This window comes from Sphingomonas sp. BL-S-25 (genome assembly GCF_055521555.1).
The window spans coordinates 3,415,839-3,442,191 of sequence record NZ_CM145486.1 but is presented as its reverse complement, the minus strand read 5'-3'; the positions used below and the strand labels follow the sequence as shown (position 1 = coordinate 3,442,191).

The 26,353-nt window shown below is 67.2% G+C and carries 24 protein-coding genes; 13 read left to right on the top strand and 11 right to left on the bottom strand.

Going from position 1 to position 26,353, the window contains the following annotated elements:
- Nucleotides 1–1,302, bottom strand: a complete 1,302-nt coding sequence (locus ACZ1H8_RS16705) for an amino acid permease (protein WP_465178316.1) — start codon at nt 1,300–1,302, stop codon at nt 1–3.
- A gap of 102 nt (nt 1,303–1,404) precedes the next feature.
- Between ACZ1H8_RS16705 and ACZ1H8_RS16700 the strand changes: the two genes are divergently transcribed.
- Both ACZ1H8_RS16700 and ACZ1H8_RS16695 read left to right on the top strand, forming a co-directional pair.
- Entirely contained in the window at nt 1,405–3,006 is a 1,602-nt protein-coding gene (locus tag ACZ1H8_RS16700; RefSeq protein WP_465178315.1) for a tetratricopeptide repeat-containing sulfotransferase family protein, read from the top strand.
- A 128-nt stretch (nt 3,007–3,134) separates the two neighbouring features.
- Nucleotides 3,135–5,588 (top strand): TonB-dependent receptor, encoded by a 2,454-nt coding sequence (locus ACZ1H8_RS16695; RefSeq protein WP_465178314.1) that lies wholly within the window; start codon nt 3,135–3,137, stop codon nt 5,586–5,588.
- Nucleotides 5,589–5,649: 61 nt separating this feature from the next.
- On the opposite strand, the gene ACZ1H8_RS16690 is transcribed toward ACZ1H8_RS16695, so the two are convergent.
- Nucleotides 5,650–6,408: a competence/damage-inducible protein A gene (locus ACZ1H8_RS16690; protein WP_465178313.1), complete on the bottom strand. Its 759-nt coding sequence runs from the start codon at nt 6,406–6,408 to the stop codon at nt 5,650–5,652.
- A 53-nt stretch (nt 6,409–6,461) separates the two neighbouring features.
- On the opposite strand from ACZ1H8_RS16690, the gene map reads away from it, so the two are divergent.
- The gene (map, locus tag ACZ1H8_RS16685; protein ID WP_465178312.1) at nt 6,462–7,286 is read left to right on the top strand and encodes a type I methionyl aminopeptidase; all 825 of its coding nucleotides are present in this window, start codon (nt 6,462–6,464) and stop codon (nt 7,284–7,286) included.
- Nucleotides 7,287–7,670: 384 nt separating this feature from the next.
- Nucleotides 7,671–8,162 (top strand): P-loop nucleotide/nucleoside kinase family protein, encoded by a 492-nt coding sequence (locus ACZ1H8_RS16680; RefSeq protein ID WP_465178311.1) that lies wholly within the window; start codon nt 7,671–7,673, stop codon nt 8,160–8,162.
- A 331-nt stretch (nt 8,163–8,493) separates the two neighbouring features.
- On the opposite strand, the gene ACZ1H8_RS16675 is transcribed toward ACZ1H8_RS16680, so the two are convergent.
- On the bottom strand, nt 8,494–9,312 hold the full coding sequence (locus ACZ1H8_RS16675) for a ferredoxin--NADP reductase (RefSeq protein WP_465178310.1): 819 nt from the start codon (nt 9,310–9,312) through the stop codon (nt 8,494–8,496).
- Between the two features lie 15 nt (nt 9,313–9,327).
- Nucleotides 9,328–9,747: a hypothetical protein gene (locus tag ACZ1H8_RS16670; protein ID WP_465178309.1), complete on the bottom strand. Its 420-nt coding sequence runs from the start codon at nt 9,745–9,747 to the stop codon at nt 9,328–9,330.
- Between the two features lie 251 nt (nt 9,748–9,998).
- Between ACZ1H8_RS16670 and ACZ1H8_RS16665 the strand changes: the two genes are divergently transcribed.
- The 5 genes from ACZ1H8_RS16665 to ACZ1H8_RS16645 all read left to right on the top strand — a co-directional run bounded on the left by ACZ1H8_RS16665 (nt 9,999) and on the right by ACZ1H8_RS16645 (nt 16,669).
- Entirely contained in the window at nt 9,999–10,337 is a 339-nt protein-coding gene (locus tag ACZ1H8_RS16665) for a P-II family nitrogen regulator (RefSeq protein WP_465178308.1), read from the top strand.
- A 100-nt stretch (nt 10,338–10,437) separates the two neighbouring features.
- Nucleotides 10,438–11,850: a type I glutamate--ammonia ligase gene (gene glnA / locus ACZ1H8_RS16660; RefSeq protein ID WP_465178307.1), complete on the top strand. Its 1,413-nt coding sequence runs from the start codon at nt 10,438–10,440 to the stop codon at nt 11,848–11,850.
- A gap of 123 nt (nt 11,851–11,973) precedes the next feature.
- On the top strand, nt 11,974–13,755 hold the full coding sequence (locus ACZ1H8_RS16655) for a vWA domain-containing protein (protein WP_465178306.1): 1,782 nt from the start codon (nt 11,974–11,976) through the stop codon (nt 13,753–13,755).
- A 178-nt stretch (nt 13,756–13,933) separates the two neighbouring features.
- Nucleotides 13,934–14,980, top strand: a complete 1,047-nt coding sequence (locus ACZ1H8_RS16650) for a phytase (protein WP_465178305.1) — start codon at nt 13,934–13,936, stop codon at nt 14,978–14,980.
- Between the two features lie 216 nt (nt 14,981–15,196).
- A complete protein-coding gene (locus tag ACZ1H8_RS16645; protein WP_465178304.1) occupies nt 15,197–16,669 on the top strand; it encodes a PQQ-dependent sugar dehydrogenase in 1,473 nt (490 codons plus the stop codon).
- Here the strand turns inward: ACZ1H8_RS16645 and ACZ1H8_RS16640 are convergent, their stop codons facing one another.
- On the bottom strand, nt 16,670–17,461 hold the full coding sequence (locus ACZ1H8_RS16640; protein ID WP_110152165.1) for a hypothetical protein: 792 nt from the start codon (nt 17,459–17,461) through the stop codon (nt 16,670–16,672).
- Between the two features lie 94 nt (nt 17,462–17,555).
- On the opposite strand from ACZ1H8_RS16640, the gene ACZ1H8_RS16635 reads away from it, so the two are divergent.
- Entirely contained in the window at nt 17,556–18,854 is a 1,299-nt protein-coding gene (locus ACZ1H8_RS16635) for a M20/M25/M40 family metallo-hydrolase (protein ID WP_465178303.1), read from the top strand.
- A gap of 228 nt (nt 18,855–19,082) precedes the next feature.
- Nucleotides 19,083–20,507 (top strand): aldehyde dehydrogenase family protein, encoded by a 1,425-nt coding sequence (locus tag ACZ1H8_RS16630; protein ID WP_465178302.1) that lies wholly within the window; start codon nt 19,083–19,085, stop codon nt 20,505–20,507.
- 182 nt (nt 20,508–20,689) lie between these two features.
- Here the strand turns inward: ACZ1H8_RS16630 and ACZ1H8_RS16625 are convergent, their stop codons facing one another.
- The 4 genes from ACZ1H8_RS16625 to ACZ1H8_RS16610 all read right to left on the bottom strand — a co-directional run bounded on the left by ACZ1H8_RS16625 (nt 20,690) and on the right by ACZ1H8_RS16610 (nt 24,395).
- Nucleotides 20,690–21,184, bottom strand: a complete 495-nt coding sequence (locus tag ACZ1H8_RS16625; RefSeq protein ID WP_465178301.1) for a hypothetical protein — start codon at nt 21,182–21,184, stop codon at nt 20,690–20,692.
- A gap of 47 nt (nt 21,185–21,231) precedes the next feature.
- Complete coding sequence (locus ACZ1H8_RS16620; protein ID WP_465181411.1) at nt 21,232–22,206, bottom strand: quinone oxidoreductase family protein; 975 nt, start codon at nt 22,204–22,206, stop codon at nt 21,232–21,234.
- A 46-nt stretch (nt 22,207–22,252) separates the two neighbouring features.
- A complete protein-coding gene (locus ACZ1H8_RS16615; RefSeq protein WP_465178300.1) occupies nt 22,253–24,022 on the bottom strand; it encodes an SLC13 family permease in 1,770 nt (589 codons plus the stop codon).
- Between the two features lie 157 nt (nt 24,023–24,179).
- A complete protein-coding gene (locus ACZ1H8_RS16610) occupies nt 24,180–24,395 on the bottom strand; it encodes a hypothetical protein (RefSeq protein ID WP_181402049.1) in 216 nt (71 codons plus the stop codon).
- A 162-nt stretch (nt 24,396–24,557) separates the two neighbouring features.
- On the opposite strand from ACZ1H8_RS16610, the gene ACZ1H8_RS16605 reads away from it, so the two are divergent.
- Entirely contained in the window at nt 24,558–24,737 is a 180-nt protein-coding gene (locus tag ACZ1H8_RS16605; protein WP_110152160.1) for a hypothetical protein, read from the top strand.
- Here the strand turns inward: ACZ1H8_RS16605 and ACZ1H8_RS16600 are convergent.
- On the bottom strand, nt 24,734–25,357 hold the full coding sequence (locus ACZ1H8_RS16600) for a S24 family peptidase (protein ID WP_465178299.1): 624 nt from the start codon (nt 25,355–25,357) through the stop codon (nt 24,734–24,736). The two genes, ACZ1H8_RS16605 and ACZ1H8_RS16600, sit on opposite strands and share 4 nt — an antisense overlap.
- A 91-nt stretch (nt 25,358–25,448) precedes the next feature.
- On the opposite strand from ACZ1H8_RS16600, the gene ACZ1H8_RS16595 reads away from it, so the two are divergent.
- Nucleotides 25,449–25,631, top strand: coding sequence for a hypothetical protein (locus ACZ1H8_RS16595; RefSeq protein WP_110152159.1), 183 nt, complete (start codon nt 25,449–25,451; stop codon nt 25,629–25,631).
- Between the two features lie 4 nt (nt 25,632–25,635).
- On the opposite strand, the gene ACZ1H8_RS16590 is transcribed toward ACZ1H8_RS16595, so the two are convergent.
- Nucleotides 25,636–26,253: a hypothetical protein gene (locus tag ACZ1H8_RS16590; protein WP_465178298.1), complete on the bottom strand. Its 618-nt coding sequence runs from the start codon at nt 26,251–26,253 to the stop codon at nt 25,636–25,638.
- Between the last annotated feature and the right edge of the window lie 100 nt (nt 26,254–26,353).

Here is a 26,353-nt window from a genome sequence, read left to right as displayed (position 1 = left end):
TCAGGGCGCGTGTCGGCGGCTGCCGCGGACCGACAGGTACACCGGCAGGCCCAGCGCCATCAGCCCCAGCCCCCACAGGTCGGCGCGCAGGCCCAGGCCCCAGATCATCCACAGGATGAACCCGGCCGACACCAGCGCCGCGAGTGCCAGCACCCGGTCGCCGGACAGCAGGCGGATCGCGGCGAGCGCGCTCGCGAAATAGGCGACCATGCCGGCGGCCAGGCTGATCGTCGCGATGTCGGCGAAGAGCTGTCCGGTGCGGTCGCCGAAGTTGAGCGCCATCAGCGCGGTGACCAGCACGCCGGAGACGAGATGCGCGCGCGCCGGCGTTCCCTGCGGACTCTCCTTCGCGAACCAGGCGGGGAACACGCCGCCCTTGGCCATTGCCCAGGGCATCTCGCCCTGGAGCAGGATAAAGCCGTTCAGCGCGCCGAATGCGCTGATCGCGGCGAACAGCGCGATGACCTTGCCCGTCCCGCTGCCGAACTCGCGGCCGAGAAATTCGGCCAGCGGCGCGGGCGAGGCGGCGGTCACCTGCCATGGCATCAGGAAGGCGATGGCGACCGCGATCAGGAAATAGACCAGCCCGGTCGCGCCGGTGCCCAGGATCGTGACCCGTGGCACGATCTGTGCCGCATTCTCCACCTTGTCGGCGGGGATGGTCGCGCTCTCCAGCCCGATGAAGCTCCAGAAGGTCAGCGCCGCCGCGGTGGCGATGCCGCCCGCGGTGATTGCGGCAGGTGCCAGCGGCTGGATCTCGATCGCGCCCGCCCCCCCGCCCAGGCCGCGCAGCGTCAGCCAGCCGCCGAGCAGGATCACTCCCGCCAGCGGCACCAGCTTGAGCAGAGCGGTGACCAGCTGGACCCTTCCGGCAAGCGCCACGCCGCGAATGTTGACGAGGATCAGGCTCCAACTGAGCGCGAGTGCTGCGACCGGCGCGACGCCGGGCGTGGTGATCAGCGGCGGAAAGACCAGCCCGAGCGCGCTGACCACCGCGATCGCGACCGCGGCATTGCCCGCCCAGGTCATCACCCAATAGCTCCATGCGACCGCGAACCCGGCCACCGGCCCGAACGCCGCGTTGACATAGGCATAGGGCCCGCCCGCCAGCGGCAGTCGCGCGCTGAGCCGGGCGAAGACGAAGGCGAGGCACATCGCGCCGGCGATCGTCACCAGCCAGCCGAGCAGCGCATTGGCGCCCAGCGGTGCCAGCGTCGCCGGCAACAGATAGACGCCCGACCCGATCAGATTGCCGACCACCAGCGCAAGCGCGGTCCAAAATCCCAGCGCGCGTCTCGACACGGTCAATCGGCTTCTCCCCCGAATGCGGCCACTCAATCATGAAACGCGCGGCGCGTCACGCGGGGATGGCGCGTGGCAGCGCGGTCGTTACACTCACGCACCATGCAGACGACGCAGCCCCTGCCCGCGCGCCACTATCACCCCCGGCTGATCGAGGCCGCGCTGGCGCTGCACGACAACCGGCTGCACGATGCCGAGCCGCTGCTGAAGGCGCATCTGAAGGCGGACCCGTTCGACGTCACCGCGATCCGCATGCTCGCCGAGCTGGCCGGGCGGATCGGCCGCTACAAGGATGCCGAATCGCTGCTGCGCCGCGCGATCGAGCTGTCCCCTGGCTTCACTGCCGCGCGCGCCAATCTGGCGCTGGTCCTCTACCGCATGAACCGCCCGGACGAGGCGATCGCCGAGCTCGACCGGGTGCTGGAGGAGGATCCCGACACGATCGGCCACGCCAATCTGAAGGCGGCGGCGCTGGGCCGGCTGGGCGGGTTCGACGAGGCGATCGCGCTGTACCGCGCGGTGCTGGACGCAGCGCCGAACCAGCCCAAGGTGTGGATGAGCTATGGCCATATGCTCAAGACCGTCGGGCGCCAGGCGGAGGGGATCGCCGCCTATCGCCGCGCGCTCGACCTCGCGCCCGAGCTGGGCGAAGTGTGGTGGAGCCTCGCCAATCTGAAGACGGTGAAGTTCGACGATGCCGATATCGCCGAGATGCAGGCCGCGCTGGCGCAGGGCGAGCTGTCGGACGAGGATCGCTTCCATCTCGACTTCGCGCTGGGCAAGGCGCTCGAAGACCGGCGCGATCCCGCGCGCGCCTTCGCCCATTATGAGGCGGGCAACCGGCTGCGAAAGACGAAGATCGTCTATGACGCCGACGAGACCGAGGCGTTCGTCGACGCCAGCATCGCGCTCTACACCCGCGCGTTCCTGGACGCGCGCGCCGGCCAGGGCTGTGCCGCGCCGGACCCGATCTTCATCCTGGGCATGCCGCGCGCCGGGTCGACGCTGATCGAGCAGATCCTGTCGAGCCACAGCCTGGTCGAGGGCACGACCGAGCTGCCCGACCTGCCCGCCATCGCTCGCCGGATCGACGGCTATCCGGGCAGTGTCGCCGATCTTCCTGCCGACCGGCTGCGCGAAATGGGCGAGGCGTATCTCAAGCGCGCCGCGATCCAGCGCCAGACCGACCGGCCCTTCTTCATCGACAAGCTGCCCAACAACTGGGCGCACCTGCCCTTGCTCCACCTGATCCTGCCCAATGCGAAGGTGATCGACGCGCGCCGCCATCCGCTTGGCTGCTGCTTCTCCAACTTCAAGCAGCATTTCGCGCGCGGCCAGGCGTTCAGCTATGCGCTGGACGATCTGGGCCGCTATTATCGCGACTATGTCCGGCTGACCGCGCATGTCGATGCGGTCCGCCCCGGGCTCGTCCACCGCGTCTTCTACGAGGCGATGGTCGACGATACCGAGGCCCAGGTCCGTGCGCTGCTGGCCGCACTGGGGCTCGAGTTCGAGACCAGCTGCCTCGAATTCCACCGCACCGAACGCGCGGTCCGGACGGCGAGTTCAGAGCAGGTGCGGCAACCGATCTTCCGCGACGGGACCGAGGCATGGCAGCCGTTCGAGCCCTGGCTCGATCCGCTGAAAACCGCGCTTGGCGACGTGCTGACCGCCTATCCGCAGATACCCGACTTCAGCGCGTAATCGCAGCGTTGCAAATCTGTCACGCTGCACCTGCGAAATGAACCTGCACGATCGTACAATATTGACGATCGTTACGCGTGCGAACAGCCTCCGGACTCGCGAAGCCCTCGTATCCGGAGTCCGTTCCGATGCACCATTCCACGCGCCGCGCTACCCTGATCGCCCTGCTCACATCGGCTGCCCTGGCCGGACCTGCCCTTGCGCAGGACGCGCCGCCACCCTCCGAGCCGGCGGACGACGAGATCATCGTCACCGCGCAGAAGCGCGAGGAAAATGTCCAGAACGTCCCCATCAGCATCCAGGCGCTGGGCACCACCCGGCTGGACAATCTGAACGTCACCAATTTCGAGGATTTCTCCACCCTGTTGCCGTCGGTCGCGTTCCAGACGCTGCAGCCCGGCATCACCACCGTCTATATGCGCGGCGTCGCGTCGGGCGGTGACGGCAACCATTCGGGGTCGCTCCCCTCGGTCGGCTTCTATCTCGACGAACAGCCGGTGACGACGATCGGCGGAACGCTGGACGTCCATGTCTATGACATCGCCCGGATCGAGAGCCTGGCCGGGCCGCAGGGCACGCTCTACGGCGCCTCGTCGCAGGCCGGCACGATCCGCATCATCACCAACAAGCCCGATACCAGCGGCTTTTACGGCCGGGTCGATGGCGAGCTGAACAAGGTCGCCAAGGGCGGCGTCGGCGGCCGGCTGGAGGGCATGGTCAATGTGCCGGTCAGCCCGATGGCGGCGCTGCGCGTCGTCGGCTTCTATCAGCGCGATGCCGGCTTCATTGACAATGTCGCGGGCACGCGCAGCTTCCTGCCCAACCCCGGCGGCATTACGGTGAACAACAACGCGTTCGTCGACAAGGATTACAACACGGTCGAAAGCTATGGCGGCCGCGCCGCGCTGAAGGTCGACCTGGACGAGAATTGGACCGTCACGCCGACCGTCCTCTATCAGGAATCGCACGCCAAGGGGTTCTTCGGATCGGACGCCCAGGTCGGCGACCTGAAGGCGCAGCGCTTCTTCGACGAATATCGCGACGATCGCTTCGTCCAGGCGGCGCTGACGATCGAGGGGCGGATCGGCAACTGGGACCTGACCTATGCCGGCGCCTATCTCGATCGAAAGACCGCCAGTTCGACCGACTATACCGACTATTCCGAAGCCTATGACTCGCTTTACGCCTCGGTCGGCGGGCTGGCCGGCTATTTCTATTATCAGAACGCCAATGGCGCGACGATCGACCCGCGCCAGCGCGTCTATGGCACCGACCATTTCAAGAAGCTGAGCCAGGAGCTGCGGCTCGCCTCCCCCGCCGACGCGCCGCTGCGGTTCGTGGGCGGCGGCTTCTTTCAGCGGCAGAGCAATGCGATCCATCAGGATTACATCATTACCGGCCTGTCGCCGTCGCTGTCGGTCAACGGCTATCCCGGCACTTTGTGGCTGACGCAGCAGCACCGCGTCGACAAGGACTATGCCGGCTTCGGCGAGCTGAGCTACGACCTGACGCCGCAACTGACCGCGACGGTGGGCGGACGCTATTATGGCTATGACAATTCGCTGATCGGCTTTTTCGGCTTCGGCCGCGATCCGAACGGCCCGCCCTATAACGCCGCGGGCAGCAGCCGCACCGGCGTCGCCGGCTGCTTCACCGCGGACGGCGCGACGGTGCGCGACGATACCGGCGCGGCGCTGTTGCCGGCGGCAGTGGCGGGCAGCCCGTGCACCAATCTGGCTACCTTCGTCGACGGCAAGCTGGTGCCCAAGGCGACCAAGGATGACGGCTTCCTCTATCGCTTCAACCTGACCTGGAAGCCGACCGAGGGGATCATGCTCTATGGCACCTGGTCGAAGGGCTATCGTCCGGGCGGCATCAACCGGCGCGGCACCATCCCGCCTTATGCCGCGGATTTCCTGATCAATTATGAGCTGGGATGGAAGACCACGCTTGCGCCGGGCCTGCGCTTCAACGGCGCGCTCTATCAGCAGGACTGGGAGAAGTTCCAGTTCTCGTTCCTGGGCCAGAACAGCTTCACCGAGATCCATAACGGCCCCGACGCGCGCATCCGAGGGATCGAGGCGGACCTGAACTATTCGCGCAACGGCCTGACGCTGACCGCGGGCGGCGCCTATACCGATGCGAAGACGACGCAGAATCTGTGCGCGATCGACGATCCCACCTATAGCTGCGCCGATCCCGACAATTCGATCTCCGCGCCGAAGGGCACGCGCCTGCCGGTCACGCCGCGGTTCAAGGGCAATATCACCGCACGATACGAATTCCCGGTGGGATCGAGCCGGGTGCACGTCCAGAGCGTGCTGGCGCATCAGAGCAGCGCCTCGTCGGATATTCGGGTGAGCTACGCCGACGCGCTGGGCCGGCTTCCCGCCTTCACGACGCTCGACCTGGCCGCGGGAGTCAAGTTCGGCGAGTTCTCGATCGAGGCGTTCCTCGACAATGTCTGGGACGAGCGCGCGCAGATCAGCCGCTTCCAGGCCTGCGGCGCCTGTACCCAGCGGCCCTATGCCTTCTACATCCGGCCGGCCACCTTCGGCATCCGGGCGGGCACGAAGTTCTGATTTTCCTCCCCCGGATGCGCAGCATCCGGGGGGAGGAAAGGTCAAGCGCACCCTGCCCTGATCAAATCCCGCCGTCGACGACCTCGTATCCCGCCGCCGCCAGCGCGGCCATCAGGTCGGCGACGCACGCATCGACCACCGCCGGGTCGGTTGCGCGCACGACGAAGTTCGCGCCCACCCGCCCCTCGCGGAAAAAGGGGTAGCTGCCGATCGACACGCCGTCATGCGCGCGCTCGGTCTTGCCCAGCAGGTCGGCGATCTCGCTCTCGGCAACCCAGCCGCCGATCGTGCGCGACACCAGCGGGCGTCCGCCTTCCAGCTGGCCGGTCAGCGCGTCGAGCATCTGCGCCGCGATGTGCGGCACGCCGGCCAGGATGAAGATCCGGTTGCCGATGCGGATGCCCGGCGCGCCCGACATGCGGTTGGGGATCAGATCAGCGCCTTCGGGCACGCGCGCCATGCGCAGCCGCGCCTCGGTCAGGCCGCCGCGGGTCTCGTAATAGGAGTCCAGCACCGCCCGCGCCTCGGGATGGACGATCACCGGCACGCCCAGCGCCGCGGCGATCGCATCGACGGTGATGTCGTCATGCGTCGGGCCGATGCCGCCGGTGGTGAACAGATAGTCGTTGCGCGCGCGCAACGTGTTGACCGCCTCGACGATCGCCGCCTGGACGTCGGGCACCACCCGCACTTCCTTCAGGCGGATGCCCTGCGCGTTCAGCCAGGTCGCCAGCTGTGCGATGTTGCGGTCCTGGGTGCGGCCGGAGAGGATCTCATCCCCGATCACCACCAGCGCGGCTGTCCAGATCCTCTCGTCCATATCGGCGCTCGTACTCACTCGCAAAGCCGGGCGCAAATGACTATATCGGCGATATGACCGAGTATGTAAGCGTCACCTCCGACACGCCGCTGGCCCGCACCGGCGCAATCAAGCTTCACGGCCCCGACGGGTTCGAGGGCATGCGCCGCGCCGGCCGTCTGGCCGCGGAGATTCTCGATGCGCTGGTGCCGCACGTCGTGCCCGGCGTGACCACCGGCGAGCTGGACGACATCGTCCGCCAGATGACGCTGGACGGCGGCGGCGTGCCCGCGACCCTGGGCTATCGCGGCTATACCCATAGCTGCTGCATCTCGATCAACCATGTCGTGTGCCACGGCATTCCGGGCGACCGGGTGTTGAAGGAAGGCGATATCGCCAATATCGACGTGACCCCGCTGGTCGATGGCTGGCACGGCGATACCAGCCGCATGTATCTGGTCGGCGATGTCGGGCTGAAAGCCCGCCGACTGGTCGACGTGACCTATGAATGCCTGATGCTGGGCCTGGAGCAGGCGAAGCCGGGCAATTATCTCGGCGACATCAGCCACGCGATCCAGGCGCATGCCGAGAAGCACCGCTACGGCGTGGTCCGTGACTTTTGCGGCCACGGCGTCGGCCGCATGTTCCACGACGCGCCCGAGGTGGTCCATGTCGGCCGCCCCAAGACCGGTCCCGAGCTGAAGCCCGGCATGTTCTTCACCGTCGAGCCGATGATCAACATCGGCCGCGCCGATGTGAAGCTGCTCGACGACGGCTGGACGGCGGTCACCCGCGACCGCTCGCTGTCGGCGCAGTTCGAGCATTCGATCGGCATTACCGAGGATGGCTGCGAGATCTTCACCAAGAGCCCGAAGGGGTTGGACCGGCCGCCTTATTGAGGGCGGCTGACTGGGCAGGTTTATTCGCGCAGAGACGCGGAGGCGCAGAGAGGGTGCGCGAGTGGCGTCCCTGCCGTCGCCATTCCCATGTCGGCTTAAACTATTCCACTCCCTGGCCAGGGAGGGGAGGAAAAGAGCCAGATCGGCCGCTCCCTCGACACCCTCTGCGCGCAACATTCGCACTGTAGCCAGGGAGCGCGTTCGTCAGTCCGAGGCACTGGACGCACGCGCCGCCCTGCGTCACAATCGCCGCATGACCTTCGTCTCTCTCATGGCAGGCTCAGCGCCTTGCGGGCGAATTAGCACCCCGGTCTGATCCGTCGGACCGGGCCCCGCCTGCCATGACATGAAGGGCGCGGCTGCGCCCGTGACGAAGGGTTTCCCATGACATCGAATGACACGACGCTGCACCTGCTGTGCGGCAAGATCGCTGCGGGCAAGTCGACGCTGGCCGCGCAACTGAGCGCCCGCCGCGGCTCGGTCCTGGTGAGCGAGGATCACTGGCTCGCCCGCCTGTATCCGGGCGAGCAGGAGACGCTGGCCGATTATCTGCGCAACTCCGCCCGGCTGCGCGACGCGATCGCACCACAATTGATCGCGGTGCTGCAGGCTGGCGTGTCGGTCGTCCTCGACTTCCCGGCGAATACGCCGTCGTCACGCCTCTGGATGCGCAGCCTGTTCGAAGCGGCGGGGACGGCGCATCGGCTTCATTATCTCGATGTCTCCGACGCCGACTGCAAGGCGCGGCTGCGCGGTCGTAATGCGGCGGGCCAGCACGAGTTTACGGTAGACGATGCGACGTTCGATCTGTTCACCAGCCATTTCGTGCCGCCCGCACCGGACGAGGGGTTCGACGTCGTCGTTCACCGCGTCTGACGATTGGTTGTTCGCGCAGGGACGCGGAGACGCAGAGGGGTGCGCTGATGGCGTCCCTACGTCAGTCATTTCCATGCAGGCCTAAGCTATTCCCCTCCCTGGTCAGGGAGGGGTTAGGGGTAGGTTGGGTTCGGCTCTTTTGACGCCGTTCAGCCCCGCCCCCCGACCGACCCACCCCCGGCCCCTCGCTTCCACGGAGGGGAGAAAGACGGGCCTCCTCGCCCGATCTCTGCGTCTCCGCGTCTCTGCGCGCACAAATCCACCACCGGCACGAAAAAGGGCGCGCACCTGAACGGTACGCGCCCCCAATCCTCCACAACACCCGCGGCGATCAGCCGACGAAGGCGCGCTCGATCACGAAGTGGCCGGGATTGGCGTTCGAGCCTTCGGCGAAACCCTTGCCCTCCAGCATCTCGGCGAAGTCGCGGATCATCGACATCGATCCGCACAGCATGATGCGATCCGTCTCGGGATCGAACTCGGTCGGGCCGACCACCGGCGTGCGGAACAGCGTGCCGTCATCGGCCAGCACCTGGATCCGGCCCGAGGTGCGGAACGGTTCGCGGGTGACGGTCGGCACATAGTGGAACTGGAGCAGTGCCTGTTCCTGGACCAGCGGATCGCTGGCCAGCTGCGCCGTCAGTTCCTCATAATAGGCCAGGTCGCTGACCCGGCGCACGCTGTGCACCATGATCACCTGGTCGAATCGGTCATAGATTTCGGGATCGCGCGCCACGCTGAGGAACGGCGCCAGGCCGGTGCCGGTGCCCAGCATGAACAGCCTCTTGCCCGGCAGCAGCGCGTCGGACACGAGCGTTCCGGTGGGCTTGCGGCCGAGATAGAGCTGGTCGTCGGGGCGGATCAGCTGCAGCCTAGAGGTCAGCGGGCCGTCCGCGACCTTGATCGACAGGAATTCCAGCTCGTCCGACCAGGCGGGGCTGGCGATCGAATAGGCGCGCATCAGCGGCTTGCCCTCGTCGTCGGGCAGGCCGATCATCACGAACTCGCCCGAGCGGAAGCGGAAGCTTGCCGGACGCTCGATCGCGAAGCTGAACAGATGCTCGTTCCAGTGGCGAACCCAGCGGACGCCCGCCGTGAGGAAACTCTTGTGCTCGGGTAGCAGCGCGGGTGGCCGCGTGTGCAACGTCATTGAACTGCAGGTCCTTCAGTTTCGCTTCGGCACGGGCGTGCGCCGAAGCAGTTCGGCGGCCTGACTCGCCGCAACGATGAATGGCGCGATGCTTTCCTGTTTCACCAATTGCAATGCCATTCGTTCAAGAAGGTGAAAATCATCGGTCGATGCGGCATGAAAAAGCGCCAGGAGCATCGCTTCGTCGTCATGAACGTGCGCGCAGGGTGGCATGCCGAAGGTCAGCCGCCCGAGTCCCTCGCCGTTCAGCAGGAACATCGCCATGTTGAAATCGGGCAGCAGCTCGGCGACCCGCCACCGCGCAAAGGCGGGCTCCAGCGCCGAGCAGGGACAACGCTGCATCAGCATCGCGTCGGTCCAGCTGCGCACCGACCAGAGCAGCGCCTGCTCGCCGGGTTCGAGCGACAGGACGTGGCGATCGAGGAACCGGTACATGCCGCATCTCCCAATGATTGTTGCGAGTGACTCGCAATATCACCGCCGTAACCTACGTCAAGTCGGCGACTGGTTCCTGCATGCTCGCGCAGATGCCGGAGTTATGGGCACAGCTTCAGCGTTTGCCCGATTATCGGGCAGCGTTCCCCCATTGCGTCGCACCGCGCTGAGGGACAAGCTATGGCCAGCGGCTGGCACGCTTGTTGCGACACGCGCGGCAGGCGGGACCGCCTTCCGATAAGGGGCACGACGTGAAAAAGATCGAAGCGATCATCAAGCCGTTCAAGCTGGACGAGGTGAAGGAGGCGCTGCACGAGGTGGGCGTGTCGGGCATCACCGTCACCGAGGCCAAGGGGTTCGGGCGGCAAAAGGGTCACACCGAACTGTATCGCGGCGCCGAATATGTCGTGGACTTCCTGCCCAAGGTGAAGCTGGAAGTCGTGGTCGAGGACAGCCTGGCCGAGCGCGTGGTCGAGGCGGTCGCTGCAGCGGCGCAGACCGGCCGGATCGGCGACGGCAAGATCTTCGTGATTCCGGTCGAGACCGCGCTGCGCATCCGCACCGGAGAGCGCAACGAGAACGCAATCTGAGTCGATTGACGCGGCGCAGCATCCACAGGATGAAGCGCGCCGCACGGTAATTTTATTGCCCGATTCGTCGGGTTTCTGAAAGAGAGCGAAAGGGCTTCCAATGGCAAATTCGGCCAGCGACATTCTGAAGATGGTGAAGGACCAGGAGATCGAGTGGATCGACCTGCGCTTCACCGACCCGAAGGGCAAGTGGCAGCACCTGACCATGGTCGCCAGCGTCCTGGGGGAGGACGAGCTGACCGACGGCCTGATGTTCGACGGTTCGTCGATCGAGGGCTGGAAGGCGATCAACGAGTCCGACATGATCCTGAAGCCGGATCTGGACGCGGTGTGGACCGACCCCTTCTCGGCCACCCCGATGCTGATCCTGGTGTGCGACATCGTCGAGCCGTCGACCGGTGAGCTCTATGCCCGCGACCCGCGCTCGACCGCGAAGCGCTCGGAGGCCTATCTCCAGTCGCTGGGCATCGGCGACACCGTCTATGTCGGCCCCGAGGCCGAGTTCTTCATGTTCGACGATGTCCGCTTCGAGAACAGCTATTCGACCAGCTATTATGCGATCGACGATATCGAGCTGCCCGGCAATTCGGGCCGCGAATATGACGCCGGCAATATGGGCCACCGCCCGCGCGCCAAGGGCGGCTATTTCCCGGTCGCACCGGTCGACTCCGCCGTCGACATCCGCGGCGAGATGGTCTCGACCATGCTCGAAATGGGCCTGCCCTGCGACAAGCATCACCATGAGGTTGCCGCGGCGCAGCACGAGCTGGGCCTGACCTTCGGCACGCTGGTCCAGACCGCCGACCGCATGCAGATCTACAAGTACGTCGTGCACCAGGTCGCCCATGCCTATGGCAAGACCGCGACCTTCATGCCGAAGCCGATCAAGGAAGATAACGGCTCGGGCATGCACACCCACATCTCGATCTGGGACAAGGGCAATCCGCTGTTCGCCGGCAACGGCTATGCGGGCCTCAGCGACATGTGCCTGTACTTCATCGGCGGCGTCATCAAGCATGCCAAGGCGCTGAACGCCTTCACCAACCCCAGCACCAACAGCTACAAACGCCTGGTTCCGGGCTATGAGGCACCGGTGCTGCTGGCCTATTCGTCGCGCAACCGCTCGGCATCGTGCCGCATCCCCTATGGTGCGGGCAGCAAGGCGAAGCGCGTCGAGTTCCGCTTCCCCGACGCGCTGGCCAATCCGTATCTCTGCTATGCGGCGCTGCTGATGGCCGGCCTGGACGGTATCCAGAACCGCATCCATCCGGGCGATCCGATGGACAAGAACCTGTACGACCTGCCGCCGGCAGAGCTGGCCAACGTGCCGACCGTCTGCGGCTCGCTGCGCGAGGCGCTGGACAGCCTGGAAGCCGATATGGACTTCCTGCTGAAGGGCGACGTGTTCTCGAAGGATCAGATCGAGGCCTATATCGAGATCAAGCGCGCCGACGTGGCCCGTTGGGAAATGACCCCCAGCCCGGTCGAATACGACATGTACTACAGCGCCTGATTTCGGGGGAGATCATCGCGCCTGGGGGCGCCCGGACCTTGCCGTCCGGGCGCCCCTTTTTCGTTTCTGCCGGTCGCCTGCCCGTGTTAGCTTCGCGTTACAGAACATATCGGGAGGATCGTCATGAAGGCTTTGGCCCATTCCCTCTTTGCGCTCACGCTCGCCGCGTTGCTGCTCCCCGCAGCTCCTGCCCTCGCCCAGACTGACGACCAGGACGAAGGCTATGATGAGATTGTCGTCGTCACCGGGGTCCGCCAGGGCGGCGCGCAGGACATCAAGTCGTTCCGCAACACCGCCGAGGATGTCGGCATGCCCCGGCCAGAGACGCTGACGGTCGAAGGACTGATGGGCGAGCACGACCTGACGCTGCCCGCCGCGGAGGGGTGTGCCAAGCTGTTCTGCCTGACCGGCGAGGCGATGCCCGCCACGCTGGCGCTGCGCGGCGACGACCGGCTGTTCGTCGGTGTCGGTTTCGCATCGAACATCGACGCAGCCACATGGCGCCGCGCGCCGCTGAACCTGGTCGCGGTGGTCGACAAGTCGGGATCGATGAACGGCGCCCCGCTCGACCGGGTCCGCGCCAGCATGCTCCAGATCCTGGGCCAGATGCGCGACGGCGATCGCATGTCGATCATCCTCTATGGCGACCGCTCGCACGTCTATCTGGCGCCGACCGACATCGCCGCAGGCCGCGACCGGATCGCCGCCGCGATCCGCGAGATCCGCAGCGAGGGGTCGACCAATATGGAGGCGGGCCTGCGCGTCGGGTACGACACCGCCTTTGCCGATGCGCCGGGGTTCAAGGGCAATACCCGGATGATGCTCTTCACCGACGAACAACCCAATGTCGGCGCGACCGATGCCGAAAGCTTCATGGGCATGGCGCAGGAGGCATCGCGGCGCGGCATCGGCCTGACGACGATCGGCGTCGGTACCCAGTTCGACGGCCCGCTGGCGACGCGCGTGTCCAGCGTGCGCGGCGGCAACCTGTTCTTCATCGCCGGCGACGACGATGTGAAGACCGTGTTCGATCGCCAGCTCGACACGATGGTAAGCGAACTTGCGCACGACCTGAAAGTCACGCTGACCCCGGCCGCGGGCTATCGCATCTCCGGCGTGTTCGGCGTCCCCGCGGACGTGATGACCGAGACGCCCGAGGGGGCGATCACCGTGACCGTGGCCAGCGTGTTCCTGAGCACCAATGGCGGCGGCATCTTCGCGACGATGACGCGCAGTGCGGACCGCGCCAACCTGCCGCTGGCGCCGCTCGCCCCCGGCGCGCCGCTGCTCGCGGCGACGGTCACCTGGAACGGCCTTGACGGCACTCCCGGCACCGATGCGGTTGCGGTCGATCTGACCCCCACCCGCATCGCCAGCGTGCCGCTGCGCAAGGCGCATCTGCTGGTCGACGAATATCTGTCGCTGAAGGAAGCGACGACCGCCTTCCATCAGCGCGCCGATCCCAAGGCAGCCTATGCGCTGGTCGACGGGCTGGCGAGTCGGATGGCGAGTTCCGGGCTGGACGGCCTTGATGGAGAAACCAAGCTGGTCGCGGACCTGCGTCAGCGTGCCGGCTTCTATTCGGGCTTCGGCGGCGAGCCGCCCAGGTCGCTGCGACACCTGACGGTCGTCGGGCGCTGGAAAGTCACCGGCGCCAGCGGGTTCGAGGATATCCACCGCGGCGACCAGATCGAGTTCACCGCCGATCGCCAGATGCGCACCTATCGCGCGAAGAGCGGCTATGTCGATGCGGCGGAAGAGGAATTGTACGAGATCAACCAGAGCGCGATCCACATGACGGAATCGAACCTGATCATGAGCTACAGCACCCGCAACGGGCGGATGATGATGCACGTCAACGATCCCAATGGCAGTTCGCGCATCTGGCTGACCCGGATGAACTGAGCGATCGGGACATTGTACCGAGCGCGAGCCGCCGGCGGCCTGACCGGCGTCGGCGGCCGTGCGCGGAAGTGTCACGGAAACGACGCCGAACCGTCACGCAAATCGCGCCCGAATGTCAAACATCCCTCCTAGGCCCCGCCTTGTACGCACGATCCGCCCGGCGCTTTCGAGGATGACGATGACCAAGACGCTGACCGCCACCCTCGCTGCCCTGCTCCCGATGATGGCAGGGTGCAGCGCGACCGAGCCGCGCCCTGCGGCTTCCCGGGCCCCGACCGCCAGCGTCCAGGCGCGCGGCGAGACGGCGGCGGTGGCGACCGCCAATGCCGATGCCGCCGACGATCCCGCCATCTGGCGCAACGCAGCCGATCCCGCCGCCAGCCTGATCGTCGCGACCGACAAGAAGGCCGGGCTGTACGTCTATAATCTGAAGGGCGAGGTTCAGTCCTTCCTCGATGCCGGCCGGGTCAACAATGTCGACCTGCGCGACATGGGCGCGGCCGGCATCATCGTCGCCGCGAGCGACCGGACCGACAAGCTGAACCCCAAGCTCGCCCTCTTCCGCCTCGACCCCGCCACGCGCACGCTCACCCCGCTCGGCAAGGTCACGGTCGGCACCGGCGAGGCCTATGGTGTGTGCCTGTATCGCCAGGGCGGGACGCTGAGCGCGTTCAACATCCTCAAGGACGGCACGATCACCCAGGTCGAACTCGACCTGTCGGGCACGGCGCCCGCCGGCCGCATCGTCCGCACGATGAAGCTGGCGACCCAGTCCGAGGGCTGCGTCGTCGACGAACGCACCCACCGGCTCTATGTCGCCGAGGAGGATGTTGGCCTGTGGCGCTTCGACGCGCGCGCTTCCGCAAGTCCCGCCCCGGTCAAGCTCGCCGCCGCGGACGGGGCGCAGATCGTGGCCGATACCGAAGGCGTGACGATCGCGCCCGAGGGCGATGCCGATGGCGGCTATCTGATCGTGTCGAGCCAGGGCGACAATGCCTATGCCGTCTACCGCCTGAGCGATGATGCCTATGTCGGCCGCTTTCGCATCGCCGCGGGCAGGTTCGGCGCGACCGAGGAAACCGACGGCATCGATATCGGCGTCGGCAATTTCGGCCCCGACTATCCCGGCGGCCTCTTCATCGCCCAGGACGGCCAGAACGCCCCGCGCGCGCAGAACTTCAAGCTGGTCGCATGGGACGATATCAAGAAGGCGCTGGTACTTTGAGGACGTAACAGCGCCCCATTTCGTCGGATAGATAATAATCCTCTCCCGGAGGGAGAGGGGAACCGCGAAGCGGTGGAGAGGGAGTTTCAACACAATGGTGTTGGTCGTTTCGGGATACTCCCTCTCCACCATGCGACGCATGGTCCCCCTCTCCCTCCGGGAGAGGAATTAGTTTTCGGGAACCGCCGCCCACCGATCGCGTTACGCGCTTACATCATGCGTGCCGGCATCGCCTTGCCCCTGCTTCTTCTCGCCGCGTGCAGCGGCGGCGGCGGGAACACGCCGGGACCGGCTCCGACGCCGACACCCACCCCGACACCGGTCAATGGCGCGCCGGTCTTCACCTCCGGCGCCACCGTCAGCGTCGTCGAGAACAGTAGCGCCGCCTATCAGGCGACTGCGACCGATCCCAATGGCGACACCCTGACCTATTCGATCGCCGGCGGTGCAGATGCCGCGCGCTTCACCATCACCTCGGCGGGGGCGCTCAGCTTCAATCCACCGCCCAATTTCGAGGCGCCCGCCGATGCCGGCGGCGACAATGTCTATAACGTTCAGCTGCGCGTCAGCGACGGGACGCTGAGCGCCACGCTCAACCTGGCGATCACCGTCACCAACAGCCGCGAAGGCATTGCCGTGCGCCGCGTCGGCACAGGCTTCAACCAGCCGCTCTATGTCGCCGCCATCCCCGGCGACACCAGGGTGTTCGTGGTCGAGAAGGGCGGCGGCGTCTGGACTCTGGATCCGGCCACCGGCGCGAAGAGCGTCGCCTTCACCGTCACGGGACTGACGACCGATGGCGAGCGCGGACTGCTCGGCCTTGCGGCGCGGCCCGACTTCGCGACCAGCCGGCGCGTCGCGGTGCATTGCACCGGGCCGGGCGGCACGATCGAGGTCCGCGACTATGTCGTCGGCGGGCCGGGCTATACGACTGCGCTCAGCGTGCCGCACCCCGGCGCGAACAATCACAATGGCGGGTGGATCGGCTTCGGCCCCGACGGCCTGCTCTATGTCGCGACCGGCGATGGCGGCGGATCGGGCGATCCGGGCAACAACGCCCAGAACACGAACTCGCGGCTGGGCAAGATCCTGCGGCTGGCCGATGCGCCGGGGGGCGGCTATCGCGCCGCGCCGGGCAATCCCTTCGCCGGCGGCGGCGGCGATCCCTATGTCTTCGCCTATGGCCTGCGCAATCCGTTCCGCAATTCCTTCGGCCCCGACGGACGGCTCTACATCGCCGATGTCGGCCAGGGCGCGATCGAAGAGATCGACGTCGTCCGCCCCGACCAGCCGGGGCTGAACTTCGGCTGGCCCTTTCTCGAGGGGACCCAGCCCTATCGCGGCACCGCGCCGGGCGGACTGACCGCGCCGGTCTCGCAATATGGCCATGGCACCGGCCCGACCCAGGGCGCGTCGATCATCGGCGGCTATGTCTATCGCGGGCCCGTCACCTCGCTGGCCGGCCTGTACGTCTTCGCCGATTTCGTCAGCGGCAATATCTGGACCGTGCCCGCAGCGTCGCTGATCCAGGGCAGCCTGTTCCCTGCGGGCAGCTATGAGCGCCGCAACCTCGACTTCACGCCCGACGCCGGCGAGATCGACCAGATCGCCTCGTTCGGCGAGGATGCCGCGGGCAATCTCTATCTCGTCGACCTGGCAGGCGAGATCTTCCGCGTCACGCCTGGCTGATCAGCGCCACTCGGTCAGATCGACCGCCGCAATCTCATCGGCCAGCTGCGGATGGCGATGGTCCAGCGCGCCGATCGCCTTGCGGAACGGGCCGCGCAGATAGTCCTTGAGCGCGGCTTCCGCGGCCCTGGCGTCCGCGCCGGCCAGCCGGACGAACATCGCCAGCGCCGTGACGCGCGACAATTCGGACAGATAGCCGCTCGATCGCATCTGCCACCCCTGTTCCCCGTCGCTCTGAAACTGCTGGAAGTCGCGCGCGCTGTTCACCTGGAACACGCCGAACCCCATGAAGATCGCGGCCAGGTCAGTGGCGTGCTCCTCCAGTTCCGGACCGCCGGGCGGACGCGTCCTGGCGCTGTGGATCAGATAATGGGCGAGCTCGTGTGCGAAGGTCGCGACCAGCGACTGCGGCCGCGCCAGCTCGGCCGGATTGTAGGTCACATGATAACGGCCATTGGCGTATCCAAAGGTGCCGAGAGGCTGGGCGGCGGTCAGCCTGCGCAGTGCATGGCCGCGCGCGATATGCGGATCGGCATCGGTTGCGCCCTCATACAGGTCGCATTGCCAGTCGCTCATGCCCGCGATCGCCCGCACCTGATCGAACAGCTCCACCGCGCGCGCATGGCCCGTTGCCCGGCTTTCGGGAAAATAATCCCCGTCGGGCAGCACCAGCGCGGTCCCACGCAACCCCTCGATCCCGTCGAACTCCTGCAACAGCCAGGCATAGCCCGCCATCAGCCATTCGAACTCGTCCGGATCGACCGGCAGCTTCGGCTTGAACAAACCCAGCATCGCGCATTCCCCCCGTCGCAACGCTTAGCGGCAACGTCCCCCAGGGCAATCCTCCTCATTGCCTCCCGCGGCGCGCGCCCCTAGCCTGCGGCTCATGAAATCCCTGATCCTGAGCACGCTCGCGATGATGATCGCCACGCCCGCCGCCGCGCAGCTGACCAAGTCGGAGGCGAAGATCGCCGCGACGATCGATGCCGAGCAGGAGCGGTCGCTGGCGCTGCTGGAGAAGATGACCGTCATCAACAGCGGGACGCTGAACGCGGCGGGCGTTCGCAAGGTGCACGACCTGCTGGTGCCCGAGTTCGAGGCGCTGGGCTTTGCGGTGCGCTGGTCGGACATGGCCGCCACCGGGCGGTCGGGCCATCTGGTCGCGACGCACAAGGGCAATGGCCGCGGCAAGCGCATGCTGCTGATCGGCCATCTCGACACGGTGTTCGAGCCGAGCTCGCCCTTCCAGAGCTGGAAGCGCGAGGGCGACCGGGCGATCGGCCCCGGCGTGGTCGACGACAAGGGCGGCATCTCGGTGATACTCGCCGCACTGCGCGGGATGCAGGCCGCGGGCACGCTGAAACAGGCCGACATCATGGTGGTGCTGACCGGCGACGAGGAGCGGATCGGCGCCCCGGTCGAGGTGGCGCGCCGCGACCTGATCGAGGCGGGCAAATGGGCCGATGTCGCGCTGGAGTTCGAAAGCCTCGCGCGCGAGGGCGGCAAGGATTACGGCACCGTCGCCCGGCGCAGCTCGTCCAACTGGCTGCTGACCGTCAAGGGCAAGACCGGCCATTCGAGCACGATCTTCGGCAAGGAGCTGGGCTATGGCGCGATTTACGAATTGTCGCGAATCCTCGACAGCTGGCGGCGCGAGGTGGTCGAGCCCAACCTGACCTATAATGTCTCGGTCGCGGGCGGCGGCACCCCGGCGACGATCGACGCGGCGCAGCTGACCATCACTGGATCGGGCAAGACCAACATCGTTCCCGAAACCGCGATCGCCCGCGGCGACATTCGCAGCCTGACGCCCGAACAGGATGCCCGCGCGCGCAGCAAGATGGCGGCGATCGTCGCGCAGAACCTGCCCGGGACCAGCGCGACCTTCACCGTTGAATCCGGCTATCCGCCGATGGCACCGACGCAGGGCAATCGCGCGCTGCTGGGCAAGCTGAACGGCGTGAACAAGAGCCTGGGCCTGCCCGAAATGCCCGAATACGACCCCGCCAAGCGCGGCGCGGCCGACTCCAGCTTCGTCGCGGCGGACGCCGACACGCTGGCCGGCATGGGCCCCTGGGGCGGCAACAGCCATGCCGAGGGCGAGTGGCTGGATATCCCCAGCATCGCGCTACAGGCGAAACGCGCCGCGATCCTGATGACGCGGCTGGCGGCGGAGAAGCGGTAACACCCATTTCCTCCCCAGGAGCCTGCGGCTCCGGGGGAGGGGGACCGCGATGCGCAGCATCGTGGTGGAGGGGGCTGCAACAGACGTGGTGGACCCCCTCCACCATTCGCTGCGCGAATGGTCCCCCTCCCCCGGATGCGCAGCATTCGGGGGAGGAAAGCGCTCACGCTTGCAACCTCCCTGCCCGCGTTGCATCTCCATACCGAAAATTCGAATCGGGAGAGCGACATGCGCAGCAACCTCAAGCAGTTCATCGACGGTGCCTGGGTCGAGAGCGCGGGCGGGACGGTGCATCAGGTCATCAACCCCGCGACCGAGGCACCGGTCAGCGAGATCGTGCTCGGCAGCGAGGCCGATGTCGACAAGGCGGTCGCCGCCGCGCGGCGCGCGTTCGAAAGCTTCTCGCGCACCAGCCCCGACGAGCGGATCGCGCTGATCGAGCGGGTGATCGAGGAGTATAAGAAGCGCGCCGGCGACATGGCCGAGGCGATCAGTCAGGAGATGGGCGCGCCGCTCAGCCTGGCGAAGACGGCGCAGGTCGGGTCGGGGATCGGCCATCTGATGTCGGCCGCCAAGGCGCTGCGCACGTTCGAGTTCATCGAGACGATCGGCGCGTCCGAGGTGGTGCACGAGCCGATCGGCGTGGTCGCGATGATCACTCCGTGGAACTGGCCGCTCAACCAGATCGTGTCGAAGGTTGCGCCCGCGCTGGCGGCGGGCTGCACCATGATCCTGAAGCCCAGCGAGGAAGCGCCGAGCTGTGCGATGATCTTCGCCGAGGTGCTCGACGCCGCCGGCGTCCCCGCGGGCGTGTTCAACCTGGTCAATGGCGATGGTCCCGGCGTCGGCACCGCGCTCAGCCGGCACAAGGGCGTCGACATGGTGAGCTTCACCGGATCGACCCGCGCGGGCGTGCTGGTGGCGAAGAACGCGGCCGATACGGTCAAGCGCGTCCATCAGGAGCTGGGTGGCAAGTCGCCGAGCCTGGTGCTGGAGGGCGCCGATCCCGCGCGCGCGGTGAAGGGTACGCTGATGAGCGTGCTGCTGAACTCGGGCCAGAGCTGCATCGCCCCCACCCGCCTGCTGGTGCCCAAGGCGCAGCAGGCCGAGATCGTCGCGCTGGCGACCGAGATGGTGCGCGCGACCCGCACCGGCGACCCGGCGGAGGAAGGTCATCATCTCGGCCCGCTGGTCAACAAGACGCAGTGGGACAAGGTCCAAGGCCTGATCGCCAAGGGACTGGAGGAAGGCGCCACGCTGGAGGCCGGCGGTCCCGGCCGTCCCGACGGGGTCGACACCGGCTATTTCGTGAAGCCGACCCTGTTCTCCGGCGTGCGCAACGACATGACGATCGCGCGCGAGGAGATTTTCGGCCCGGTCGTGACGATCATCCCGTACGAGGACGAGGAAGAGGCGGTGCGCATCGCCAACGACACCGATTACGGACTGTCGGCGGTGGTGTTCGGCTCGCCCGAAGCCGTGCGCCGCGTCGCGCCGCGGCTGCGCGCGGGCATGGTCTATGTGAATGGCGGCCAGCCCAATCCGGAGCTGCCGTTCGGCGGATACAAGCAGTCGGGCAATGGCCGCGAGCATGGCAAGTTCGGGCTGGCGGAGTTTCTGGAGGTGAAGGCGCTGGTCGGGGTTAACGGCTGACGCGTCGGGTTTGGCGGTCTGGCAGCCTCAGGCCCACCCACCCCTGCCCCTCCCTTCCAGGGAGGGGAGACCTTTCGGTCAGGCTCACGCTTGTTCCCCTCCCTGGAAGGGAGGGGTTAGGGGTGGGTTGCTCTCGGAGGCCATGACAGCAGCCGCCAAGCCTGCCGACCTCCGCCCAACCCTCAAATCAGCGTCGCCCCCTTCCCCGCCGCGACCAGCGGCGCGATGCCGGCGTAGAAGAACGGGATGCTGTCCTCGGCTCCGTTCGCCACGCGGTCGTTCACCTTCGACATGACGCACACGCCGACCTCGGCATCGCCTTCGCCGATGACCAGCACGAACGGGTTGTCGGCGTCGCTGCGCGCATAGCGACCGCCGAATTCGCGACGGGCGGTCTCGAAGACATAGGCCGAGGCAAGAAAGTGGAGGTCCTCGGGCAGAGGGACCTGCTGCGTGTGGAAATCGTCGAGGATCTGGTCGACCAGCGCGAGCGAGGCTTCGCTATAGTCGAGCTTGCTGCCGTCGATCGGCGAGCCCGGCTCGGAAAAGGCGCCGACGAAATCCTCGGCCTGCGACGCCATGCCGTCCTCGATCGTTGCCGGCATGCCGGGCGGCACCGACGGTGCAGCGGCCGGGTCCGGCTTGCCACCGAACAGCTTCCTGAAAATCCCGGCCATCGCGCTGCTCTCCTGTTGTGATTGATACCCGGTCTGAACGCCGGCGTTCAGGGGATCAGGATCGTCGAGCCGATCGTCTCGCCGGCCTCGAGCGCGCGGTGGACGTCGGCGACTTCCTCCAGCGGACGGCGCGATCCGATTTCGGCGCGCAGCGCGCCGCTCTGCAGCATCGCGAACAGCCGGGCGACGCCCTGTTCGCGTTCCTCTGGCGTGGAGTAATAATCGTAGAGCTTGGGCCGGGTGACGTATAGCGAACCATGCTGGTTGAGCGTGGCGAGGTTGACGCCCTCCACCGGGCCGCCGGCATTGCCATAGCTGATGATCAGCGCGCGCCGTGCCGCACTGGCCAGCGAGGCCTGCCAGGTCGATCCGCCGACGCCGTCGATCACCACCGGCACGCCCGCACCGCCGGTCAGCTCGCGCACCCGCGCCGCAATGTCCTGCTCGCGGTAGAGGATCACATGATCCGCCCCGGCCTCGCGCGCGACCGCAGCCTTTTGTTCGGTGCTGACCGATCCGATCACCGTCGCGCCGATCGCCTTGAGCCAGCCGCACAGCAGCTGACCCATCGCGCCAGCCGCGGCGTGGACCAGCACGGTCCAGCCCGCCTGCACCTTGCCGCAGCGCTCGACCAGATATTCGGTCGTGCATCCCTTCAGCATCACCGCCGCCGCGGTCTCGTCGTCCAGCCAGTCGGGCAGGCGGAACAGCGACGAGGCGGCGACATTGCGGTGCGAGGCATAGGCGCCCAGCCCCGGGCCATAGGTCGCGACGCGGTCGCCGACCGACAGGCCATGGACGCCCTCGCCCAGCGCCTCGACCACGCCGGCAAACTCGCTGCCCAGCCCGCTCGGCAGTTCGACCGGGTACAGGCCCGAGCGGTGATAGGTGTCGATGAAGTTGACGCCGATCGCGGTCACCCGCACTCGGACCTCGCCTGCCATGGGCTCGGGCAGGTCGAGATCGACCAGCTGGATCACCTCGGGGCCGCCCGTCTTCTCGATCCGCGCCGCACGCACCATCATCGTCGCTCCTTTGAAAACCTTGCCGCGCCTTATCAGCGCGGCATCACACCGGCCACACCATCAGGATCAGCGGGGTGCCGATCAGGACGACCAGCAGCGACAGCGGCGCACCGAGCCGGGCATAGTCGCCGAACCGGTATCCGCCCGGCCCCAGCACCAGCGTGTTGCACTGATGGCCGATGGGGGTCAGGAAATCGCACCCGGCGCCGACAGCGGTCGCCATCAGGAACGCCTCGGGGCGATAGCCGAGGCCGCTGGCAAAGGTCGCCGCGATCGGCGCCATCACCAGCACCGTCGCGGCATTGTTGAGGAACGGGGTCACCGCCATCGCCGCGACCAGGATCAGCGCGACCGCGCCCCAGGGCGGCAGCGTCGCGGCCAGCGCCGACAGCCATTCGCCGATCCGGTCGCTGGTGCCGGTGGTACGCAGCGAGTCGCTGACCGGGATCAGCGCGCCGAGCATCACCAGGATCGGCCACTCGACATGCTCATAGGCCTCGCGCACCGGCAGCGCGCCGGTCAGGATCACGAGCGCAGCGGCGGCGAAAAAGGCGACCGCGACCGGCACCAGCCCGGTTGCGGTCGCGATCATCGCCGCGGCCAGGATGGCGACGGGCAACAGCCCCTTGCGCACGCTGCCCAACCGCAATTGACGCTGCGCGAGCGGCAGGCAGCCGAGCGCGCTCAACTGCTCGAACACCAGCTCGAGCGGCCCCTGGAGCAGGATCGCGTCGCCCGGCTGCAGCGCGATCCGGCCGACGCGCTTGGCCAGCCGGGCGCCGTGGCGCGACACCGCGATCAGGTTGATGCCGAACTGTTCGTGGAGCCCGATGCCGATCGCCGTGCGGCCGATCAGCGGGCTTTCATTGCCGACGACCGCCTCGATCACGCCCACTTCGCCCTCGGCGCCTTCGGGCAAATCGCGCTCCAAGCCTTCCAGCTTCAGCCCGTCGATCGCGATCACGCGTTCCAGCGCATCGGGTGCGCCGCCGAGGATCAGCACGTCGCCTTCGCGAAGCTGCGTCTGGCGGTGCGGCGTGCTGCGCATGCCGCGGCGCAGGATCGCGGTGATCGCGACCTCCTGATCGTGGCGCTCCTCGAACGCCTCGACCGTCTCGCCGATCGCCTCCGATCCCTCGGCCAGTTCCGCCTCGGTCACATAATCCTGGATGTCGAGCGCCTCGCCCAGCGACGCGGTCGCCCGGCGGTCGCGCGGGATCAGGCGGTAGCCGAAGCGCAGGAAGATCAGGCCCATCACCGTCAGCCCCAGCCCGACCGGGGCATAGTCGAACATGCCGAAGGGCTGGCCGGTAATCTCCTCGCGCACGCGGCTGACGATGATGTTGGGCGATGTGCCGACCAAGGTGATCAGCCCGCCGAGCAACGAGGCGAAGGCCATCGGCATCAGGAATACCGCAGGCGAGGTGTCCGATTTCTTCGCAGTCTGCATCGCCGCGGGCATCAGCATCGCCAGCGCGCCGATATTCTTGACCAGCGCCGAGGCGAAGGCGACGCTGGAGGTGAGCAGCAGGAGTTGCGAGCGGATCCGGCGGACACGGCGCTGGGTGATCTGCATCACCCGTTCGATCACACCCGATCGCTGGACCGCGGCCGACAGAACCAGCGCCGATCCGACGATGATCACGATATCGTCGGAAAAGCCCGAAAAGGCGTCCTTGGGCTTCACCACCCCGACCGCGAGCGCGGCGAGCAGCGCGGTGACCGCGACCAGATCATAGCGCAGCCTGCCCCAGATGAAGAGCAGCATCATGCCGATCAGCACGGTAACCGACAGGATCTGGGGGAGCGTCACGCGGCCTCGGATGTCATCCGGGCCTCAACTCCCGTCGGCGGCCGCGGGTCCATGGCGTCGCAACCGATTTGGGGAAATCCCGCCTCTTCTTCCTGGGGGGACGAGAAGAGGCGGGATCCTCCGCTCCGAAGAGCGAAGTCGATTGCGTGTCAGCGCGTCAGTGGACGGTGCCAATCGCCTCGTCGCACGACATCAGGGCGACCAGTCGCTCGATCTGGCGCCAGCGCAGATAATGGAGCGTATTGCCCATGCCCCGGCTGCGGTCGGCACGCGACGCGGCTTCGCATCCAGCCTCGTCGCCGAACATCAGGATCAGCTCGGCCGCGTCGGCAACCTGCGCGGCGTCGGCGAGAAACGGGGGCAGCACGTCCATGGAAACTCCGATCGACGCCCCGCAGGCCGTCATTTCCCGCGCTATACCGAAAGCTTGCGTCAGTCGCCACCCTTTCGCCAGACCGAAGCGCTTTTGATGGTGAAGCGGTCGGCAACCATCCGGTAGTGGCGCCGCGCCGCGCGACATGGCAGGGGAACGCGCATGACCAACGGTTCCACCACCAAGACTCCGCGCTCGGGCGGCTTCCTGCTCGCGATCAGCCTGCTGCTCGGCTTCGGCATCGGCACCAGCCAGGGCGAGCCCAGCCTGGGGACGGTGATCGGCTTCGCGGTCGGCATGGTACTGCTCGCCGCGGTCTGGCTGATCGACAGACAGCGCTAGATCAGGGTTCGCCCCACCCAGACGGCGCGACCGATCACATCGATCGCCCCCGCCGGCGCGGTCCAGCTGGGATAATCGGGATTGTCACTGATGACCTCGACCTCGCTGCCCAGCGGCGCCAGCCGCTTGACCATCAGCGCCCCGTCATGGCGGATCACGAACAGGTCGCGCCGGGCGCTCGGCATCCGCCGGTCGCTGTCGACCAGGATCTCGTCGCCATCGGACAAGGTCCTCTCCATCGAGTCGCCGCGAACCCGGATCAGCGATGCCGCATCGGCGCGCACCCCGAGCTTGCGCAGCAGCAACGGGTCGACCAGCCCCGCCTGCCCCCGGCGTTCCTCCTCCGCCAACCGCCCCGGCCCGGCCGAGGCGCCCAGGTCCATGCGGGTCACCTCGATGATCTGGCGATCGGCCACGACACCGAACCGCGCCTCCGGCACACCCAGAAACCGCGCAATCCGGGCGCGGTCCTTCACCGACAATTCGCGCGGCGAGCCACGGCTGAGATATTGCTGAAGATAGGCGGGATTGCGCCCGATCACGCGGGACAGGAGGGCGCAGCTATGCTCCGAACGCTCGATCGCCGCCGACAGGGCTGAGCGTTGTTCGGCAGGGTCCATGGTCGATCCGATCCCGTAGGAAATTTCCTAGACAAGTTGGATTACCAGAACAAAACAGGATCATCAACAGCGACTCGATGAAGGAAGGCACATGGCGGTCCTGCGCAAGATCAACCTGTTCCTGCGACACAGCGGGATGAAAGAGACGCGGTTCGGCCGCGAGGCAGTCAACGATCCAAGGCTGGTAAGCGACCTGCGAAAGGGGCGTCAACCGCGGGCGGGCACGGTGTCGCGAATCGAGCAGTTCATTGCCGCGCGCGACGCGGAAGGCTGACGGGTCAGGCGGTGCGGGCGAGCATGCGCAGCGTGGCCAGCGCATCCTCGAGCGTGTGGTCGCGCGACCGCGGGCGCGGTGAAAGCGGCGCGCGGCGCGGCGCGGCGGGCGTGCGGTCGAGCATGCCCCGTTCCAGACGGTCGAGCAGCGCATGGACCTTGGCATCGGTGCGCGGCGTGGCAATCGCCTCGCTCGGCGGCAGCGGCACGGGACGCAGCCCGGGCGGCGGCGCGGGGCGTGCGCTCGCTGGCGGGGTCAGTTCGAACGCTTCGAACCGCTCGCCTTCATCGAGATCCAGGTCCGCCGGCGACTGCGGCGCGGCCAGGATCGCGTCGGGATCGAAGGCGGACAGCTTCTGGTCGAGATCGAGGGGGACCCTGCGCTCACGCGGCTCGCGACGGGCTGCGCCGCGGGCGGTGATTTCGAGGAACGGCGTACCGAGATCGCGGGTCGCCAACAGGGGGGCGCGAGCAGGCGCATCGGGATGAGCATCGGCGCGGCGCAGCACCGGCACGATCTCACCCGATGGTGGCCGCTCCGCCGATCGGCCAGGCAGCAGCGCGCGGATCGCCGCGGTTGCTCCAGTCGTCAGCCCGCCCAGCGTCGCCACCCCAAGCTTCATGCCCTGCCCCCTCGGTTCCCGAATCGATGAACCACTTTCTGAGGGGGTCTTGGTAAACAGAAGGATAACGACCGGCATGCCGGTCCCGGCCGGCTGGCAC